The 18,459-nt window shown below is 36.5% G+C and carries 16 protein-coding genes; 6 read left to right on the top strand and 10 right to left on the bottom strand.

What is annotated here, in order from left to right; translation table 11 throughout:
• The coding region (locus tag PHC76_RS13310; RefSeq protein ID WP_300210446.1) for a hypothetical protein at positions 1-298 on the bottom strand (298 nt) is incomplete at its 3' end.
• Positions 299-323: 25 nt separating this feature from the next.
• The gene (locus PHC76_RS13305) at positions 324-506 is read right to left on the bottom strand and encodes a hypothetical protein (RefSeq protein ID WP_300210444.1); all 183 of its coding nucleotides are present in this window, start codon (positions 504-506) and stop codon (positions 324-326) included.
• A gap of 107 nt (positions 507-613) precedes the next feature.
• On the opposite strand from PHC76_RS13305, the gene PHC76_RS13300 reads away from it, so the two are divergent.
• The 3 genes from PHC76_RS13300 (at position 614) to PHC76_RS13290 (ending at position 4,758) form a co-directional block, all read left to right on the top strand.
• Positions 614-2,104 carry a hypothetical protein gene (locus PHC76_RS13300; RefSeq protein ID WP_300210443.1) on the top strand — a complete coding sequence of 497 codons (1,491 nt, stop codon included), beginning with the start codon at positions 614-616 and terminating at the stop codon, positions 2,102-2,104.
• A 243-nt stretch (positions 2,105-2,347) separates the two neighbouring features.
• Positions 2,348-3,283 carry a serine protease gene (locus PHC76_RS13295; protein ID WP_300210441.1) on the top strand — a complete coding sequence of 312 codons (936 nt, stop codon included), beginning with the start codon at positions 2,348-2,350 and terminating at the stop codon, positions 3,281-3,283.
• Positions 3,280-4,758, top strand: coding sequence for a hypothetical protein (locus tag PHC76_RS13290; RefSeq protein ID WP_300210440.1), 1,479 nt, complete (start codon positions 3,280-3,282; stop codon positions 4,756-4,758). The genes PHC76_RS13295 and PHC76_RS13290 overlap by 4 nt, the downstream gene beginning before the upstream one ends.
• A gap of 69 nt (positions 4,759-4,827) precedes the next feature.
• Here the strand turns inward: PHC76_RS13290 and PHC76_RS13285 are convergent, their stop codons facing one another.
• The 8 genes from PHC76_RS13285 to PHC76_RS13250 all read right to left on the bottom strand — a co-directional run bounded on the left by PHC76_RS13285 (position 4,828) and on the right by PHC76_RS13250 (position 15,853).
• Positions 4,828-5,988 carry a GIY-YIG nuclease family protein gene (locus PHC76_RS13285; RefSeq protein ID WP_300210438.1) on the bottom strand — a complete coding sequence of 387 codons (1,161 nt, stop codon included), beginning with the start codon at positions 5,986-5,988 and terminating at the stop codon, positions 4,828-4,830.
• Positions 5,988-7,907 carry a DEAD/DEAH box helicase gene (locus PHC76_RS13280; protein ID WP_300210436.1) on the bottom strand — a complete coding sequence of 640 codons (1,920 nt, stop codon included), beginning with the start codon at positions 7,905-7,907 and terminating at the stop codon, positions 5,988-5,990. Before PHC76_RS13280 ends, PHC76_RS13285 begins: the two co-directional genes overlap by 1 nt.
• Positions 7,908-8,732, bottom strand: a complete 825-nt coding sequence (locus PHC76_RS13275) for a hypothetical protein (RefSeq protein ID WP_300210434.1) — start codon at positions 8,730-8,732, stop codon at positions 7,908-7,910.
• A gap of 41 nt (positions 8,733-8,773) precedes the next feature.
• On the bottom strand, positions 8,774-9,883 hold the full coding sequence (locus PHC76_RS13270; RefSeq protein WP_300210432.1) for a UvrD-helicase domain-containing protein: 1,110 nt from the start codon (positions 9,881-9,883) through the stop codon (positions 8,774-8,776).
• Positions 9,876-11,510, bottom strand: a complete 1,635-nt coding sequence (locus PHC76_RS13265) for an AAA family ATPase (RefSeq protein WP_300210431.1) — start codon at positions 11,508-11,510, stop codon at positions 9,876-9,878. Before PHC76_RS13265 ends, PHC76_RS13270 begins: the two co-directional genes overlap by 8 nt.
• Entirely contained in the window at positions 11,510-14,152 is a 2,643-nt protein-coding gene (locus tag PHC76_RS13260; RefSeq protein WP_300210429.1) for a DNA methyltransferase, read from the bottom strand. Before PHC76_RS13260 ends, PHC76_RS13265 begins: the two co-directional genes overlap by 1 nt.
• 622 nt (positions 14,153-14,774) lie before the next feature.
• The gene (locus PHC76_RS13255; RefSeq protein ID WP_300210426.1) at positions 14,775-15,548 is read right to left on the bottom strand and encodes a HEPN domain-containing protein; all 774 of its coding nucleotides are present in this window, start codon (positions 15,546-15,548) and stop codon (positions 14,775-14,777) included.
• Positions 15,549-15,601: 53 nt separating this feature from the next.
• Entirely contained in the window at positions 15,602-15,853 is a 252-nt protein-coding gene (locus PHC76_RS13250) for a helix-turn-helix transcriptional regulator (protein ID WP_300210423.1), read from the bottom strand.
• A 105-nt stretch (positions 15,854-15,958) separates the two neighbouring features.
• On the opposite strand from PHC76_RS13250, the gene PHC76_RS13245 reads away from it, so the two are divergent.
• Genes PHC76_RS13245 through PHC76_RS13235 form a run of 3 tightly spaced genes read left to right on the top strand, consistent with a single transcriptional unit; the run spans position 15,959 to position 18,395 of the window.
• Positions 15,959-17,176 carry a hypothetical protein gene (locus tag PHC76_RS13245; protein WP_300210420.1) on the top strand — a complete coding sequence of 406 codons (1,218 nt, stop codon included), beginning with the start codon at positions 15,959-15,961 and terminating at the stop codon, positions 17,174-17,176.
• Positions 17,161-17,790 (top strand): NYN domain-containing protein, encoded by a 630-nt coding sequence (locus PHC76_RS13240; RefSeq protein WP_300210417.1) that lies wholly within the window; start codon positions 17,161-17,163, stop codon positions 17,788-17,790. Before PHC76_RS13245 ends, PHC76_RS13240 begins: the two co-directional genes overlap by 16 nt.
• Positions 17,790-18,395: a hypothetical protein gene (locus tag PHC76_RS13235; RefSeq protein ID WP_300210415.1), complete on the top strand. Its 606-nt coding sequence runs from the start codon at positions 17,790-17,792 to the stop codon at positions 18,393-18,395. Before PHC76_RS13240 ends, PHC76_RS13235 begins: the two co-directional genes overlap by 1 nt.
• Positions 18,396-18,459 lie beyond the last annotated feature (64 nt).

Below are 18,459 nucleotides of genomic sequence, written 5' to 3'. Positions count from 1 at the left end.
TCAAAAGCGAGGCGATATAGTTTTCGCTCGCTTCGGCGATGTAGTCGAAGTTCGTCCCCGGAGAGATGATGTTGGAGATGTAGCGGCGGATATTCGGAACTTCACCCTGCTGACGGACGAGGACGATGGTGTATTTTTTCGACTGTACCAAACGGCTGAGATAGCGCTCGATGGAGACGGTAGGAACCCCTGCGAGGAGAGGGTTTTGGATCGAGTTATTTATACTATTGGAATTTGTTGAATTATCACTCTTTTTAGCTTTATCATCATTGGTTAAATAACTAGAATAACATTTCACATACTCATCATGTGAATCAATAAAATTACAGTGGATTATCTTGCTCACAACCAACTTTCAAGGTCAGGCGAACAACAGCACCAAATTCGTCTTCACAGATACTACAATTCCTACCGCATGGTAAAATAAGCTTGTTTTGGCCCTTGATGGGTTTATTATTCTGATTGACAGACAAAGCTTTTTCTCCTTTATTGCGCATACGCAGCATACAAGATTTTTTCGTCAATAAAATATGGTAAATATGACAAAATGTCAATTTTTCAATAAACGATTGTCTTAAGTGATTATACTGTTGATCATGTTGAAAGAGGAATCATGAAAAACAATGCAAATTATATGATGATCAACGACAAGGTTTACTTCCATCACAAGAAAGATGGATTAGACTACACCGATCCGTTCATTCCAATGTGGAGCGAATGGAAAAACCTGAATGAGGGATCAAAGGGAACGGTCTATAGTCAAGCTGGGTACATCTTCAAATTTTGGATATTTGCACTCTACTTCCCTGTCGAAAAAAACGAGTCACTAACTAAGTATCTTGCACGCTACAAAAAAGTCATCACCCAGAAAGGCTTCAAGATTGAAGAGGAGCTCCAAACAGATTCCATCAGTTTTAGGCAGGTCATCTACGAGGCCAAAAAGACAAACAGTGTCATTAATGATCTAGAGGCCTTGCAATCTTTCTTCCAATTCATTTATGACAACAAAACTCTTTCAGAGGATGACAGCCTTCCGGTGGTTCCTCAGAGCGATTTTTACTTTAATAAGCTCGACATGAAGGGACTTGAGGTCAAAGATAAGCACTCCAAGGGCCATGCATATGGCTTGAAGGCTAAAGGACTCATGAGGTTATCCATGGCAAACCGTATAACTGCACTAACAGGCATGATCAAAGGAGCAAAAAGGGGAATCGGGACAACCACAGGGACAGGACTAGAGAACACAAAGGCGATGCCACTTGATGTATTTGAGCGCCTTTTAACTGTTGCCCCTCCGGAGCGAAAACTGCTTTATCTACTCTGTGCTACATCGGCGCGTATAGGCCAAGCGCTTCATCTGACCTGGTTTGACGTCGATCAAGAGCGCAAGCGTGTGTTTCTTATCAACCCTAAATCCAAGAACAAACAATTGCCAACTGACGCGAAGGGCTACCTCTTTTTGGATCAACCACGACGAGAGACACTATTAAAAGAAAAAGGTATCCACATCAGCCTTAGTCCGCATTCACTAATCAGGTGGAAGACAGGTGAAATTCCAAGCATAGGCGATGACGAAGGATATCTTTTTTTCATATTTGACGAGTGGAAGGATATGTTCTTTGAGACTTATTTAAAGGTCCGCAATAATACGCCAACCACACATAGGAAAAATAATCCCTTTGTCTTTCAAACCTCGACCGGCAAACGCTTACTTCCAACAGAAGCATATTCAGGTCTAAAGACAGACATCGAAGCAATAAAGGCGAGGTATCCCCAGTATAGCGAACTACAGTTAGAAGGAGGCTTCCACCTGCTTAGACATATGTTTGGCACTCTTATGGCATCTGCCGCATATTTGACGCTAGCACAAGACGAAAAGCTCAACTCCATTGAAATCGGCGGAGGAACACGTAAAAATATTGTAGAAATTACCAAAATGATCACTGCCCGTAAAATGGGACACTCTGGCACTAGCAGTACTGACACGTATTTCAACCCCAATAATTATATCACAGCCTACACAATGGAAATTCTTCACAAAAGGTTCAGTGAAGTCAGAAGCATCACAAAAAAAATTGCAGAGGCTATCAAGGAAAAAGCATAGAGAATGGGCTATATTATCCACTCGACTCACATACATTTCAGACAATAAGCCAGAGAAATCGATTTTTCCACATGACAACTACGGCCCTTCTTAAGTTGTCATAAGTCCTGAAGTTGCGCTTATAAGTCATTTTCTTAGCTTTATATTTATTCTCATCCGGAATATCATTTGACTTTAAAGGTTTGCAAAATCACGCATATCTGAGATATACTGAGAACCACAAAATATAGAACAGGGCTGCACGTGCATAGAGTAGAGATTACCGCAAAAAATGCAGAGTTAGCTGAGATGAAGCTGGAATGGGGACGCCCAGCCTTTACAAGTGATGATGGAATAGGTTCATTGGATAGTTTACACCAAGTAAGCAATTCAATAGTTTCTATCTCAGGTTTTTTTGGTGAAAAACTTCAAAATGTTGGAAGTGGAATTATTATTGGACCTGGCATGCTTTTAACAGCCACACACGTACTCAAGGAGTTCCCTACTTCTGATTCTGGACCGGTTTTTTTGTCGTATTTGCCTGAAGGTAAAGCAAGGGCATGGTTGCCAACCGCGACTGTAACTTGCTCAGGCCCCAGTAAAAATCATTCGTGGGATAAAAACAATAAAATAGTTTCTGATCTCTCAATTGTCTCATGCGATCTTCATTCTGAAGCACACCTAGAATATCCTCTGTCTCTTATTCCAATGGAACTATGCTTACCGTTGCCAGGAACTAGGCTTTGGGCCATTGGGTTTCGTAACGGTACCGTTGAGGGCAACAATAAACTACTAACCCCTCTTATTTCTTCAGGACTTGTTACAAATTGTTTTCCCCATGGCAGAGGAGAGAGAATGCCATCGCCTTGTATTGAAGTTAATATGGAAACATATGGCGGAATGAGCGGGGGACCCGTATTCAACGAAGATGGGCGATTGGTTGGTATTGTTTCTTCATCATTCGATGGCGGACCATCATATATTACTTTAATCTGGGATAGCCTTAGGTTGGGCGTAGAAGGTCTACCGAATGAAGTTTGGCCAGATTCATCTTCTGGAATCATGGAAGGCGTAGATCTCGGACTAATAAGAGTCAAGGGAAAATATAAAGTCGATTCAAAAAGAAATGTTACAGTAACTCTTTCTGACGAAGAAATGAGTTATTTCTCGCCAGGCGAATTCAAAAACGATCAAGAATGAACTTAAAAATCAGCCGACAACATTATCATGAAGCATCAAATGTAGCTACTTATAACCATTTTTCATATCAAATTGAACTGTATAAATATGGAGCCCATTTTCAACAAGAAATAGAACGCACATTGTCTATAGGAGCATCAGAAAAGCTAAGTAAAAATGATTTCAATATTATGAAAAATATTCATTCCATTTTATGGCATGAGTACACACATTTTTTAGACCATTCTACCACGCTTTGGGGCATAGAATACAATATACGAACACTGAATCTATACAATACTATATATGAAAAAAGATCGCCGGAAGATATAGATAATAGATATGAAGTATTTTGCATGAATCTCGCAGAGAAAAGACTTCATGATTTAATCAAAAAATCTGATAAAAAAATTGATAATTCTACTACCGTAGGCTACCGGTTGAACCATGACGAGGCTCTGGGCGTCTACGTAGAATATGTTTTGTATGATAAAGCTCGTGTCATATATGATGCAAATAGAAGACCTATTGGAGATCCTATTTGTCAAATACCCTTAAGCATGTTGGCCATCATTGAAGCTAATGCATATGCTCAAGAAATTTTGTTTCAACGCAATATTATAGACAGATGCGAAGATATAGATAAAACTGACGAACTCCAAAAACTTAATCAGCAGCTTGAAAATGACGTCAATAATTGCGAGATGTCAGAATATACAATAATGATTCGACATACTTTACAAGTTTTTCCTCGCTTAGATAATTTTAAAGTATTGGAAATTGTCAGTTCTGTTGCTAAATTAGTATTAAATATGCCCATATTTCTTTTTGGCAAGATTAGTCGTTTTTATATTCAAGATGTTTTTAAAGCAAACGAAAAATTTGCAAGTTTTTTAATTCACGATCATGCGCGTGGTTCTAGCAGGGCATCGTTTTTCCTTATGTTTATTCAATGGCTTGCAAGTGGGCATGAAGAAAGTATAGATTTTGATATAGATTTGGAATTAGCAAAACTGTTAAGAATAATAACTAATGATGAATCGGCTCCTGAATTTGTTGAAAAAATGTATACATTAGATCTTGAAACCCTGCTGGAGCATTTAAAATCTATCAATTACCACAATCCCCTAAAGGCAATTGGAGACAATAATACCAAGAAAGCCCATTTGTATAAAAGTTTTAAATTTGATTTTAAAAAACTTTTACTACCAAGCTTCACGTTAAAAGACAGCACAACTATTACTATGCCCAATCCTCTTAAATTCGATTATAATGAATATTGCATGGAAATTTACAAAGAATATGATGCAGTTGATGAGCTGATTAAAAAAGGTATTAAAAAGCGTCCAAATATTGCACAGCTTGGCGGAGATATGTTCCGAGATTACCAACTTCATTTGGAAGCAGAGAGGAAAAAGTATTCTGCGTCAAAACTTCCTCGATCTTTAAGGAGAAAAGCCGAAAGAAATGAATTAAAAAAATTGAAAAAACATTAAAGCCTTACCTACAGTTTCAAGAGAAGGCCTTTTGCAGTTTCAACATGACTGAATATTGATACTTCCCTGCTATCTCCCCACAATCATCTGACGTTCACTGTCATATCGATAATCCAATACATCGCCCGTTAAAATCATCTCTATTGATTTTTCGATAATGTCCAACGGAGCGATGAACCATTCTCTCGGCATATGGCGTTGTCCTTCATGGTCATAAATATCGATATTTAAACACGCCTCTCCAAAAAATCGATGAAGTAATTGCTCTAATTTTTGCGGGTTCATGTTATAGCACTCAAATGCGCTGACGATAGTAACCGGAGCCATCAGATAGGTTGGTTCATTTTCGGCATTTTTGATCCGTTCTTTGACATCCACTTTTGAAAAACCAATTTTATAGAGGTGTTCATAAGATTGGATTTCGCTTTTTGTGCTTTTGGATTTCAGAATATAAATATAACCTGTCGATTCATCTTCATCAGCAATACCGGCTAATTTATCCATCACTTTGTCTTCGTGTTGACTGATAGCATATCCATCATCGAAAAGTCCTTTTCCCAATGAACGCATAAGCATATTCGACTGTGTTCCGTTTTCAAAAATACAGAGTGTACGACCGTCAAGTTTTTGAAATTTATCTTTTTTAGCTTCATGGATTTTTGCTAAATAAACCATCACACCTTTGAGAATAAAAAAGTTCCCTTCTTCTAAAAAACGTTCATTGAATTTAATCAATTTGCGTTTTCCGCCTTTTAAATCAGCCTGACACTCTTTAAAAAGGTGCTCGTATTTTTCAAACTCTTTGCACGATTCTCGTCTTGCAACTAGTTCGGCTTGTTCTCTATCTTGTGGAACGTGTTTGAGGGTAAAAATATCCTCCGCATCATCCAAAATCCCGAACATATCCCCGTTCAAAATATCCTCTATGGAATTGACTTCGACCACACCCTCGGTCGGAAATAAATTGTGTCGGTCATGGTGACGGAGTGATTCCATTTTTTCGGGATTTTCACGCAACCCTTTGAGTCTTGAAAAAAGTTGTATTTCCTGCATCTCTTTCATATTTTTTTGCGGCTCTCTTTGGTGTTTATCGACAAAATCGTTTATTTCTTCGAATGAAGCGACTAGTCGTTCATCTTCGTTTCGTGCCGGAGAGGAAGCGGGTTTGACTTCCAAAAGTCCCAACGGGTCATTGGCAAAAATTTCGAGGAGCTTGAGAGTATTATCCATTAGGCTTGCATCTTCCGTTTGAGGTCTTTGAGATAAACGATTGCTTCAGCGAGGCGTTTTTCAAGCGGGTCAAACGAGTTGATATCCGGCTGAACACCTTTCTCTTTGATAAACGCATTGATCTTCGGCCATAGGACAATCGCTTCTTCTTCGCTCATTTGAATCCGTGTCGCTTCGATGGACTCTTGGATGAGTTTTAGCACTTGAGTCGTCACCGATTTTGAGAGGATTTCAAAAGCTCTTTGAAATGGATTGATGCTATCAATCAGATCGATATGCAAATCATCGATATTGACGAATTTCCCTGCCATAGAGATGAATTGCTTACCGCCGCTCTCTTTGATCTCTCCGTTTTTAATGACCGAATCGGTAACTACGTGCTGTCTAAGTTGTTCGACTTCATCTTCGGAAAGGTCGGGATATTTGACTTTGATGATTTTCGGAATGAGGACTTTGCTGATCACTTCGGGATCGACATTCCCTGGCATTGCTTTGAGCATCGCATCATCTTGTAAAATCGTCGCTTTTAGATCATTTAGGTCAGATTCGATGATGTCCTGAACTCTTTTACTGGTTGGTTTTTTAAACCCTCTGATCTTCATCTCTCCGGGTTGATTCGGCTCGGTGTCGTTATCGGCTCGAGGTTTAAATTTGAAATTCGGAGCCAAAACCTGCTCCATCAGCAATGAAGCCGTGATCGCTTTGAGCATATTATTGACCGAGAGTTTGACTGACGCATCGGTCGCATCAGGTTGGGCGATGAGATTGGTAAATTGGGCATGGATTTTGTTATCACTGTCACGAGTAGCTCGACCGATGATTTGAATAATCTCAGTGAGTGAGCTACGATACCCTACCGTGAGAGCGTGTTCGCAATACGGCCAGTCAAATCCCTCTTTTGCCATTCCCAAAGCGATGATGAGATCCATATCATCAACCGAATCAATATTTCGCAGATAGGTGACGATTTTTTCCCTCTCTTTGGGGTCATCGTTGACCAAATCGGCTACTTTAATTATTTTGCCATCTCCATGACGTTTGACATAGATAACCCCATCCTCATCGACACGTTCAACCACACCGATGATATCCAAAATGGTATCAACCTCTTTGTGTTTGTCTTTGGTCGATTCACCTGAATTGACGTTAGGGATATGAAGAATCGTCTTTTTATCGGTATCGAGGATTTCGCCAATTGCGGTGGTGTATTTCCCCTGATAAAAGTGATACCCAATTCCCAGTGATTTGAGATAGTCATACCCGTTTAATTGCTCATAGTAGTTGTAGGTGACTTTGGTAAATTTCGATTCGTCTTCCGGTAATAGAATTGGGATGCTGTCTCCTCGGAAATACGAACCTGTCATCGCTATGATATGGGCATTCGATTTGGTCATAATGGAGCGTAGCAACTCACCTAGTCGACTATCCCCATCGACAGAGACATGGTGGAATTCATCGATTGCCAAAAGAGTACCGTTAAATTTGCTCTCTACGAGCTGTTCGAAAGCGAATCGCAGTGTCGAATGAGTACAGATGAGAATCTTTTCACCACTATCCAAAAAAGTCTTGAACGCTTCGACCTTACTCCCTTCACCTCCGGGGATACAGAGATTATAGATAGGATTAGGTTCCCAATCAGCATAAAACCCGTGCATCATTAGATTGGTCGTTCCGAACGATCCGCCGATAGAGCGTTCCGGCACTGCAACAATGACTTTTTTGATCCCCTGATTTATAAGCTTATCGAGAGCGACAAACATCAACGCCCGCGATTTACCCGAAGCGGGAGGAGCTTTTAGGAGGAGGTATTGAGCATTTCTTGCCGCATAAGCACGTTCTTGCATCTGGCGCATTCCGTATTGGTTGACAGAGGTGCTTTCTCCGGTTTGGGCATAGGTGACATCAACGATATTTTGCATTTATTCAGCCTTTGATTCATTTATTTCTGTAAATTTGTGATATATCTCTTCAGCCAAAAACCTCATATTGGTTGATTGATCAAGCAGATCTCCATTATCACGGTAAACATTTTTTATGTCACCTAATCCTAATTTTGAAACTTCATCATTTGCGATGATGCCGATATATCCATTACTAAAAATGAACTGTGCACAATCTTCTTTTTTTTCAATTTCTAGGATACTTAATTTGTTTGAGACAAAGTATTTTTTATCTTTAACTGTTTTATTAAGCTCTTTGATCTCTTCATTAAGGTCATCAAACGATTTTTTGATTTCCCACAAAGTGTCTTTTTCATAGTATTGGAAGTGTTGCCATCTTAAATTAAATAATTCAATAAGGCTTCTTTTATCTTTTGCTTGATAATGAACAGTAATCGGTATGCTCTCAAAGCCAGCTTCTTTTAAAGCATTAAAACCATCGGCTAATATATAAAACTCTTGTTCAGGTGCAAAATAGGCGATTTTATTTTCAAAGGTATAGCCATTAAAATGAGGTATGTATTTTTCTTCTACATCAAAAGTTATATCATACGCAGGAGCTTTTCCGATATTTTTGATAATTATTTTCGAATGACTTACCGCTTGAAACGATGTATCAAATATGATTGAAATAAAAGGAGATGTTTCTACTTCTCTAAGTTTTATCGTTTCTTTTGTGAGCTTATAAGAAAAATAGACATAAATACAAGTTGCCAATACTAAAATGATAGTTGCAATTGCCGTTACCCAATCGGGTGTAATTGTAAAATTACTTAACACAGAAGATGTTGTATTAATATCCATCTATTTTCCTTTTAAAATTTTCATACGTCTTTCTCAACCTTTTAACAAACCCACTTCTCAATATTTTCAATATTATCGCTATCTTTAAAATTATAAATAATGCCTACACTATGTCTTGCTCTTGTAATAGCTACATAAAATTTTGCACGAGTTGAGCCGTCAAGATTTTTATCTTTCAAAATAAAATCTAATATTTTTTGAGTTGGATATACCAACACCCTATTAAACCCCAAGCCTTTTGATTCTCCAAAGTTCATTACAGGATAGCTTACATTAACTTTTGTCATTCTATTCCATATCAATTGTAAAGACTGATACTGTGCCAAATAAATATCAACATCACTTTCTTTAATAAAGTATATTCCTTTGTGTTCTACATCATCATTCTGATTTGATCTAGGAACTGGATAATCGGGAAATAATTTAGAAGAAAATTGACAAATTAACTCATTATTTCTATAGCTACAGTTTAAACTCGTTTCATCAATTTCAACTACAATTTTTTTGCATTCATTTTGAATAAATTCTTTAATCTTTCCATCTTGATATTGTTTGTTTTTCTTTTCCCAGTGCGTATTGTATGTTGTTTGTCTAGGGTCTCCAACTAATACAATATTTGAATTAGTTAGAAACAATAGTTTTATTAACTCTAAATCATATCCAGCTAAATCCTGAACTTCATCAATAAAAATATAATCATAAACTCGACTTAATCTATCAAAAACGGCACCATCACTTTTTTCATTGCATTTGAAAACAAATTTTGACAATTTGTCAGAGTAAATTTTATATTCTTTGGAAAAATAATGCTTATCAACCTCTTCCTCTTTGTAGTAAACAGGGAATTTCCCTCTAAATTTCAAACCTGATTGTTCATTTACCAACAACATTCCATTAATTTTTTTATCAGTTAGATAGTCTTGATATGGCTTTACCCCATGTTGCAACAACATTGAAAACCAAGTTTGTATTGTCACATTTTTTGGGATTGAGCCATTTATTTCTATAAACTTCTTTTTTATTTCATTCTCATTTGCCTCTGTATATGTTGTGATTAATATCTCTTTATCGTGCCTCAAAGCTTCATTGATTAAATGTGTAGTTTTACCAGCTCCAGCAGCAGCTATAATCAATTTATTAGTCTTAGGCATCTAATTTTATTGCCTCTAAAATATAATCAGGAAAAATCATTTCCTCTTTTGTATCAAAAATTTTTAAAGCACATTCTGTTTTATTGCTTTTCATATATTTTCTTAATTCATCTTCTGTAGCATGTGATGTTTCAAAAATTGTGTTCAATTTTGACAAGTTATTTGATTTTAATATTTTAGGTTCTAATGTATTGTAATTATAAGGTTTATTGGCAATTTTCAATTCACCAGTTTCTACAGTGCTATCAAAACAAATTTTGATATTTGGCTTGGCATTTGTTCCCAAATAATTTTCATATTTTTTATTTACAGCTTCAATATCACCATCATTGTCTGTAACTACAACAACCTCTTTATTTATCTTTTCCGCAATTTCCAAAAATCGCTTAAATGCAACACCAACTGATATAACATCTACTTCATCTTCAATAGGTAGTTTTCCACTATTTTGAAGCATATAGGCTTTTTGGATTACAAGTTCATCGGAATCACCCTCGACCAGTATCGCTTTTTTACACAAAATCAATCTCAAAGTATCATAACCAGCTATTTTTTCAAAAAACTTCTGCGTATCTGGTGACAATTGATTGAGTCGTATTGTTTGTTTGTCATTCAAAAAGATCAAGTGCTCTAAACCTAATTTATTCGCTACAAAACTGCTATGAGTTGACATTATGATTTGCTTATCTTCATTTCCAGTCTTGATTTTATTGATTAGAGCATTTAGCTTAGTATGACTTAGGTGATTTTCTGGCTCTTCAATCAAAAGTAAATTTGATTCTTTACTTTTTTTATGACTTAATGCCAAATCAGTTTTGATAATACACTGCTCCCCTTTGCCGATATAATGAAATGGGATATCATCAAAATATGTCATCAAACTACTTTCCCAAGCATTTTTTGAAACTAATTCTACAGATAATGCCAACTCTTTGGCTGTCAGCGTCGTGTGAGTTCTAACTTTTGAATTGATTGTTTGGATGCTTTCATCTTCCATAAATGCATCTCTCATTTTCCTATGAGCTTGAGAAATTTTTACTAAATCATTTTCATCTAAATTTTCTCTAATAATTCTCGACAAATAAACATCAGAGCCATTCTGGAAACGATTAGAGGAAGAGTCAATAAAGGCCGACTTAATAGGAATACTTCTCGAAGTAATACTGTCTCGTGCAAATGAAGACCAATAAATTTCATAATATTCTATTGGTAAGGTTTTTATATTGTCTTTATCTTTTAAAAGCTCATTGTATTCATTTTGGTATTTTTCATCAAATGCAATCTTAAATGAAACACCACTTTCTTTGTCTTTTTTTTCATAATTTGAATTACCTTCAAAAAGTGGATATTTGCCATCTTCAAAAAATATTTCAATAAGTATGTATGGTAAAGTCTCTGGATTTGCTAAATACTCCTGTCTACATTCGAAATTAAACAAATATTCTGTTAAATCATTTTTTAGATATTTTCCATTTAACAATCCTGTTAAAGCTAAATGTATAGCTTCTAAAATCGTAGATTTACCCGCTTCATTATTTCCTACAATAATATTAATACCGCTATTTAAATCTAACTCTAGCTTTTTAAAGCTTTTAAAATTTTCAATATAAACTTTTTTTATTTGCATTATTTCCCCTCTTTCCCTGTCATCTCTTCATACATCTTGAAGAGATATTCCAACCGTTCTTCATCACTCTCAAACGGTTTGACACGGTAGCATCTCTCTATCGCTAAATCGAGTTGATGGTGGGCTTCACGGAGACCTGATGGCATTTTGTCGGGGTCGTAGAGTTGGGCGAGTGTTTTTTCGGAATGTTGTTCCCGCTCATGGAGGATATTAAAAACGTGTTCGGCAATCATTTCTTTTTGTTGATCTGAAATATTTGGGAAAGGAAAGGAATTAAAAACAATATCCTTAGAGTATCTATAATCTGTCTTTAATCGCCCTCCCACTGCTCTCATCCAAACCATGTGCATTTCAGAAGTTAGAATGCCAAAAATTGAAATATCATTTGTAGCTACACTAAAACAGCTATCATTGGTTTTATGCTCACTATCAAAATAACCAATTGGTATATAACGTCTATTTTCAGAAGAATATTTTGGAATAACAATACAATTTTTATTTGCTGGTTGCGTAATTTGTGCAAATAAATGTGGGATTTCAGCTAATTTTGGTCTTGACGATTTTTTTCTTATTTCTCTTACGGCATCTACTCTTTCTTTAACTAGTGGTAAATTCAATAAAGTATTTTCACTAATTCCTTCTAACCATAAACACCACTTTTCTTGTCCATTCAAAAATTCTCTTGATGAAATTAATTTTTTTATCCATTTCGCAGAGTTAGGTTCTTTTTCTATTAATCGATTTTTTTCTTCCGTTGTTAATAGCAATTTTCCACCATCTGCAGGCATATTACCAAAGTTAATTTCAGGAAGATTAGATATTGGTGTATTATAAGCTTGAATAAAAATTGTTTTACCATTCATAAGATATGGTGAAATGTTTTTCACATCGAATTTAAAATTATTTTTAAATAAGTATTTCGGATTATTATCAATATTACGAATACCTATAATTACTACAATAACTGCTGCATTTGCTTTTGCATTATTGGTCCATTTAAAAGACTGATGCGCAAAAAATATTTCTAGATTTTTATTAAGAACCCTTGGCCAAACTAAAGCTACCTGTTCACCTTGACTAATAGAATTGGTACTTACAAACGCTAGTTTTGCTTTAAAATCTCTAATATAATTTGCACCTTTATAAAACCAACAAGCTATATAATCAATGCTTTTATAGTCTTTTTTGAAAACAATTTCCATATCTTCCTTGTGATTGTCATCTTGTATTCTTGAACCTACATATGGTGGATTCCCCAGAATATAAATCTCATCCCCATCCTCTTTCGGACACACCTCTTCCCAATTTAATCGTGTCGCATTGCCTTGAACGATATTGCCCCCTTGGTGCAATTGCAGTGTCGGAGAGGTTCGACCGAACGCTCGGAAAAACTCCAAATTCATCTGATGTTCTGCTAACCATAGCGAGAGGATAGCAACCTCATGGGCGAAGTCATCGAGTTCGATACCGTAAAACTGAGAGAGCTTGATTTCAGAGAATGCAAATGAACGTTGAGAGGCGAGAGCATCGATTTGTTTGAAAATTTTCATCTCCAGTTTTCGAAGTTCTTTGTAGGCGATGATGAGAAAATTACCACTTCCGCAGGCAGGGTCGAAAATTTTGAGATTGGTGAGCCGTCCATGGAAGGCGAGGAGTTTGTTTTTGTTTTCCTTGCTCTGCTCAAATTCTTCATAAAAATCATTCAGAAACAGCGGTTCGATTACTTTCATGATGTTGGGGATAGAGGTGTAGTGCATCCCCATACCACCACGGTGTTCAGGGGTGACAACCGCTTGAATCATTGAGCCGAAAATATCGGGGTTAATCTCCGACCAGTTAAGGGTTCCCACCTCGATCATGATATTGCGAGATTTCATCGTAAAGCGCGGCAGTGCAACTCGGTCACGGAAAAGTCCACCGTTGACGTACGGGAATGCTTTGAGGTATTCAGGGAGCAATTCATCACGTTTTTCGGTGTTGAGAACATCAAAGAGACGTTGGAGGTAGGCATCCAGATCGCTACCATCGACCTGAGTATGGGCATCGATCGCTTTGGTGAACTGGTTATCGGCAAAAATATTGGTATCTTCGGCGAAATAACAAAACAGCAACCGGGTCAAAAAGACATTAAGGGCGTGAACTTCATCGTGGGTTTTCGGAGCGTTCTCTTTGACGATCTCATCGTAGAGCTTTGCCATTTTCTCCGCCGCTTTAACATCGGCGGGATTTTCGTCTTTGTGTTGCGCTCTCTCCATACCTGCCCACGGCAAAAAGAAATCATAATGCTTCGTCAAATCAAGCAGTTTAATATCGAGGGTATCTTTGGTCTTGGTATCAACGGCGAGGAGTGTTTCGTAATCGGTGACGATGATAAAACGGGGGGTGTTTTTGGATGCTTTTTGATCGTTGGCTAGTTCATCGATGAGGGCGTGAAGTTCATTTGAGGGAGCGACCTTGAAAAAGAGTTGTTTTCGATGGGTCAATTCGCCTTTGGATTCGAGCTGATTGAGATCCCCTTTTTCCAAACGTGCGATGGCGGCTTTAGGGAATCCGTATCCCGATAATAAGTCAAATACGAAGGTTTGAGGGGTAAAGTTTTCAATGAGTTCTTGGAGGTTCGATTCGATTTGAGCGATGTTCATAGTTTATCCGTTGTAATGTTGATAGATTATAGCTCAAAGAACTTTCATTAACCAAAAAAGAATAAATCCAAACTATTTTTATTTCATATATGCGAGCGCACATATCGGAGATTTTAGAGATATCGCAATATTGTTGATGCTTTTTAATTCGTTAATTTTATCGATAATGATCGATACGAGACAACCAATACAAACATCCGCATTCAATCAATTGGCTTCCCAAATTAATAGCGATGCGCAACAACAATACCCCCCAATGAATAGATACCGCTATGCATTCTAAAATTTTTGAAAAATGACAAAAAAACGTCAAATAGAATCATTATTTCTTCATAAAGAAGCATGCTTGCAACTTCTCTACCACATGCTTTGGCTTTATTTCAATGAAAAGTATGTGAATAAAAAGATAAAAATTGCCCCCAATGAATAGATTCCAGGATATCGCCATGGACTTTATGCGCTTAGCAAATCCATGGTGCACTTTACTAGGCATAGAGTTAAATTCTACAATTTTCCATAAACTTTTTTGGGAGGGCAATAATTGAAAAATTAAGTTTTACCTTCTCGCTCCCTTGCTCCAAATTGGGAATACACGTTGCTAAGTCTATATTCCAACCTCAGATTAATCTTTACTTTCTCTAACTTCTTGCCACTGACCAAGAATATCATGTATTGTAAATATACTTGGAACCGTAACCCCATTATGAGATAAATATACGTGTTCTAAATCGAAACGAACAATCAAAAAATAGGTAACGAGTTGAGGAACAATTAAAAATAAGGATTCGGCTTTTTGTATAAATAGAGCATCAAATTCTGGTCGAAAATTTGCATCATGAATAACCTTGTGACGAATATCAAATGTTGTTTTAATTACATTATCCCAATCAGAAAATAAGTTATTAATGGAAAAGGATTTTGTGATCTCTCCTCCTATACCGCAATAACCAGTTTCTGTATTACAAACATAGTTAAAAAAATCAGATCCCCATAATGTATTGAATGCCGATTCTATATCCATAATATTCTGAAAATTGAAACTTTTACTCAATAGCTCAGGCAATGTAATATTCTTGAGGCTAATTGAATCATCATATATATTCATTTTTTTCATCAAACTACTTATTGACTCTTCATCTTTTGAATGAATATAAATAAAGAAATCCCTAAAAAATGTTTCCCAACAACTTACTAAAAATACAAAGTATTGCCTATGCGCTATTAATTTCAATTCTTCAGATGATGATTCGCTTTTCTTCAAATGAGAATTCATCAATTTGCTAATTTCATAAAAATTGATAAGAAAATTAAAATTAAAATCATCAGCAGATTTTCGACTATTTCTGAGACTTATTAGTTCTTCGACCAATTTTGTAGTTTGTTTTCTAATTTGCATATATTCCAAACACCCATCAAATTACGACATATTCAGTCAATAGACTGATATGTTTAATTTTTTATTAGCTCACACATTTCAACATCAAGTATTTTTGCAATTTTATAAAGATGTTCAAGATTAAAATGCTTTCCATCACTACATAGTTCTGCTGCCGACACAAGACTCACCGAGCTGTATCCCATGGCATTCGAGAGCTGAAGCTGGCTCATCCCCTTTAGTTCTCGGTATTTTTTAACATTCTCTCCGATTCTTTTATATATCAAACTGATTTCATCATCAGAAAAAACTATTGATTCTTGCATTTATCTTCTTCATTAAAATATATGCACGAGTGTAGTTTCTGTTATACTTTTAAACAACCCACTATAGTGGGTCTATTGGATTGTAAGTATCCTTGGGAGTATAAAATGTACAAATATGAGAGATATCTTCATAAAAGCCAGCATTTATCCAAAGAAGAATTCGAACAACTTGCGCAACTTTATTATTCAAATGTCAAACATTCAATATTGATTGAAAAATTCGACATAGATGTCTCAAGTGGAAATTTATATAAATGTTTTCCTCCTCAAAAATCGGATACAGAATGCCCATACTGCAAGGTTAATTTAGTCAATCTGCCTATTTCGAAAGCACAATCGAGATCAGATCATCGAAAAACTGTCTGTCTCTCTTGCGACCATGAATATGAAAACAATAAATGTTCGTGTGGTGGCTGCACTGAACGAAAAAATGAAGAAGCTCATAAGAAAAAAATTGCCGAGCAACACAAGAGTGAAAGTATCTTGGATTTTTTGAAAAAAACTAGGAAAACGCCTGTTCATCTAAAAGACTTAACACTTCGCGATCGTCTATATCTTGCTGCATTACTAAAAACTCATTTATCCGGTGATTTGAAAATTATAAAACCCGTTTTTGAATATCGACAAGCACTCGCTCCAACAAGGGAATATACGATCGAAATGTTGAAATACTTAAGTCATCATGGGGCTATTCAACTTAGCGAACGCGCCCATATGCAGTACAGTTTGGAGGACAATAAGCTCAGGTACGATCCACTACATAGCTATTACGATTTCAATGTAATATCGAATGAATCAAGCAAAATGGCCATAATAAAGTCTCTCCTCCACCCGACACCACTGGAAGTCCATGAAGTGGAAGATGGCTACAAGCTATGGCTTGAGATAGCTCTTCATGAAAGCATGCAGTATCTAAAACTTCTATTGGAGCAATGTGGCTTAATCAGGCTGGCATTGGGGATAATAAACGAAAAGACATCCATTGAAATATCAACATATCTAGAACATTTTTCTACCTCCCAGCTATTTAAGATCCTTTGGTCAATTGCAAATAATGCAGCAGCACAAAAACAAAAATACAATAAAAGCATTTCCGCTGATGCCCTTATCAATAACATCACCAAATATTGTAATCGAGCGATTGAAAACAATTGGGAGATTGGCGGCTATTCAAGAACCTATCACAATAAACAAACGATCGTTTCGAGCATCTTGTTTGATCAGATACTAAAAATAGGAGAAAATGGGTTTATACAAAAAGCTTCTAGGGATTATTTGGAGAAAAATATAGAGAACGTTGGTGCAGCATGCCAAAAAAAATAGATATCGAATTTGGCATGTCTACCAGTGATGAGCTTCAAGATAATCACGAGACAGGCATTCTCTATACCGAAGAGGACTGGGCACATGTTGAATATGATCTAGATATCTCACCGGCAAAAAGTTCAAAATATAAAACTATTGCGCCAAAACGTAAGGGACGAAACGCTAAGCCTTACTTGGTTTTATGGGACATTGAAAACATAAATTTCCCACACGACAGAATTGTTATCGAAACCCTACTCAAAAAAATCGGGGTCCGCTATTCAATGAAATATATCTCCTATCACATACGTATGGATCGGGTAATCCCGTGGTGGCTCCAGCAATACGGAGACAATATTGAGTGGAGAAAAATTCAGTTGCGTCGTTTAGGCTGGGTACTCGAAGAAAAAAAGGATGCGGATAAACAGCTCAAAAAGCTCTACTACCAGTTTGTCGATCGGATCTCTGGAGTGGTCATTATCTCCGCTGATAGCGATTTTATGGAAATTGCGGAAGACGCGACAAAGAGAGGACTAAACACTAGCGTATTGTTTGATCTTAAAATCCCAAAATGGACTGAACAAATACACGGATTGAATACACAACAACTGCGTGAAAAGGAAGAATCATAATGGTTAATAAACTCAAAGTCATCGGACATTTTATGGGCGACAAACATATGGAAGGCAAGCTTCCCAACCTCAAACTTGGCGAGGTGCGATATTACCCTCAAGATAATCCAAACATTATGAGAAATACGGTTAGAGAAATTTCATCCCAAACTCTCATCCGTATTTTTCGCAATCTGTTTCCAAACTACATTGTCGATATTGACGAACAGGATAATCGTGTTAATCATATTCGATATGAGGATGATACAATAAGTTATATCATCAACAAGGCATACATTTGTGCCAAAGAAGCTACACCGGAATGTGATGGAACAATTGTGTATCTTCATAATGGCTATGTGTTGATCTATAAAGAGAAATACAAACAAATGAGCTCAAATAAAGCTTATTGCAGAAAAGACAAAGAGATGGAAGAGCTACAATACAAGGGTTATGTTGGGAGTGTTCACTATTCCAATGAAGACAAGGTATTTTGGGGCAAACTCGAACAAATCGATGCATTGGTAACTTTTGAAGCCAGCAACAAGGAAGACCTTGAAGTAAGTTTCATTGATGCCGTCGACAATTACCTTTTGTTACACACACAATCAATAGATTCAATATGACTTTGCTGTTTATACAATTCCATTTATTAAAATATATGGCATATTGCAATATTTTTCAAAATAC

The organism is Sulfuricurvum sp., from assembly GCF_028710345.1.
In the GTDB taxonomy this organism is placed as follows: Bacteria; Campylobacterota; Campylobacteria; order Campylobacterales; family Sulfurimonadaceae; genus Sulfuricurvum.
This window is presented reverse-complemented; position numbering and strand designations above follow the sequence as displayed.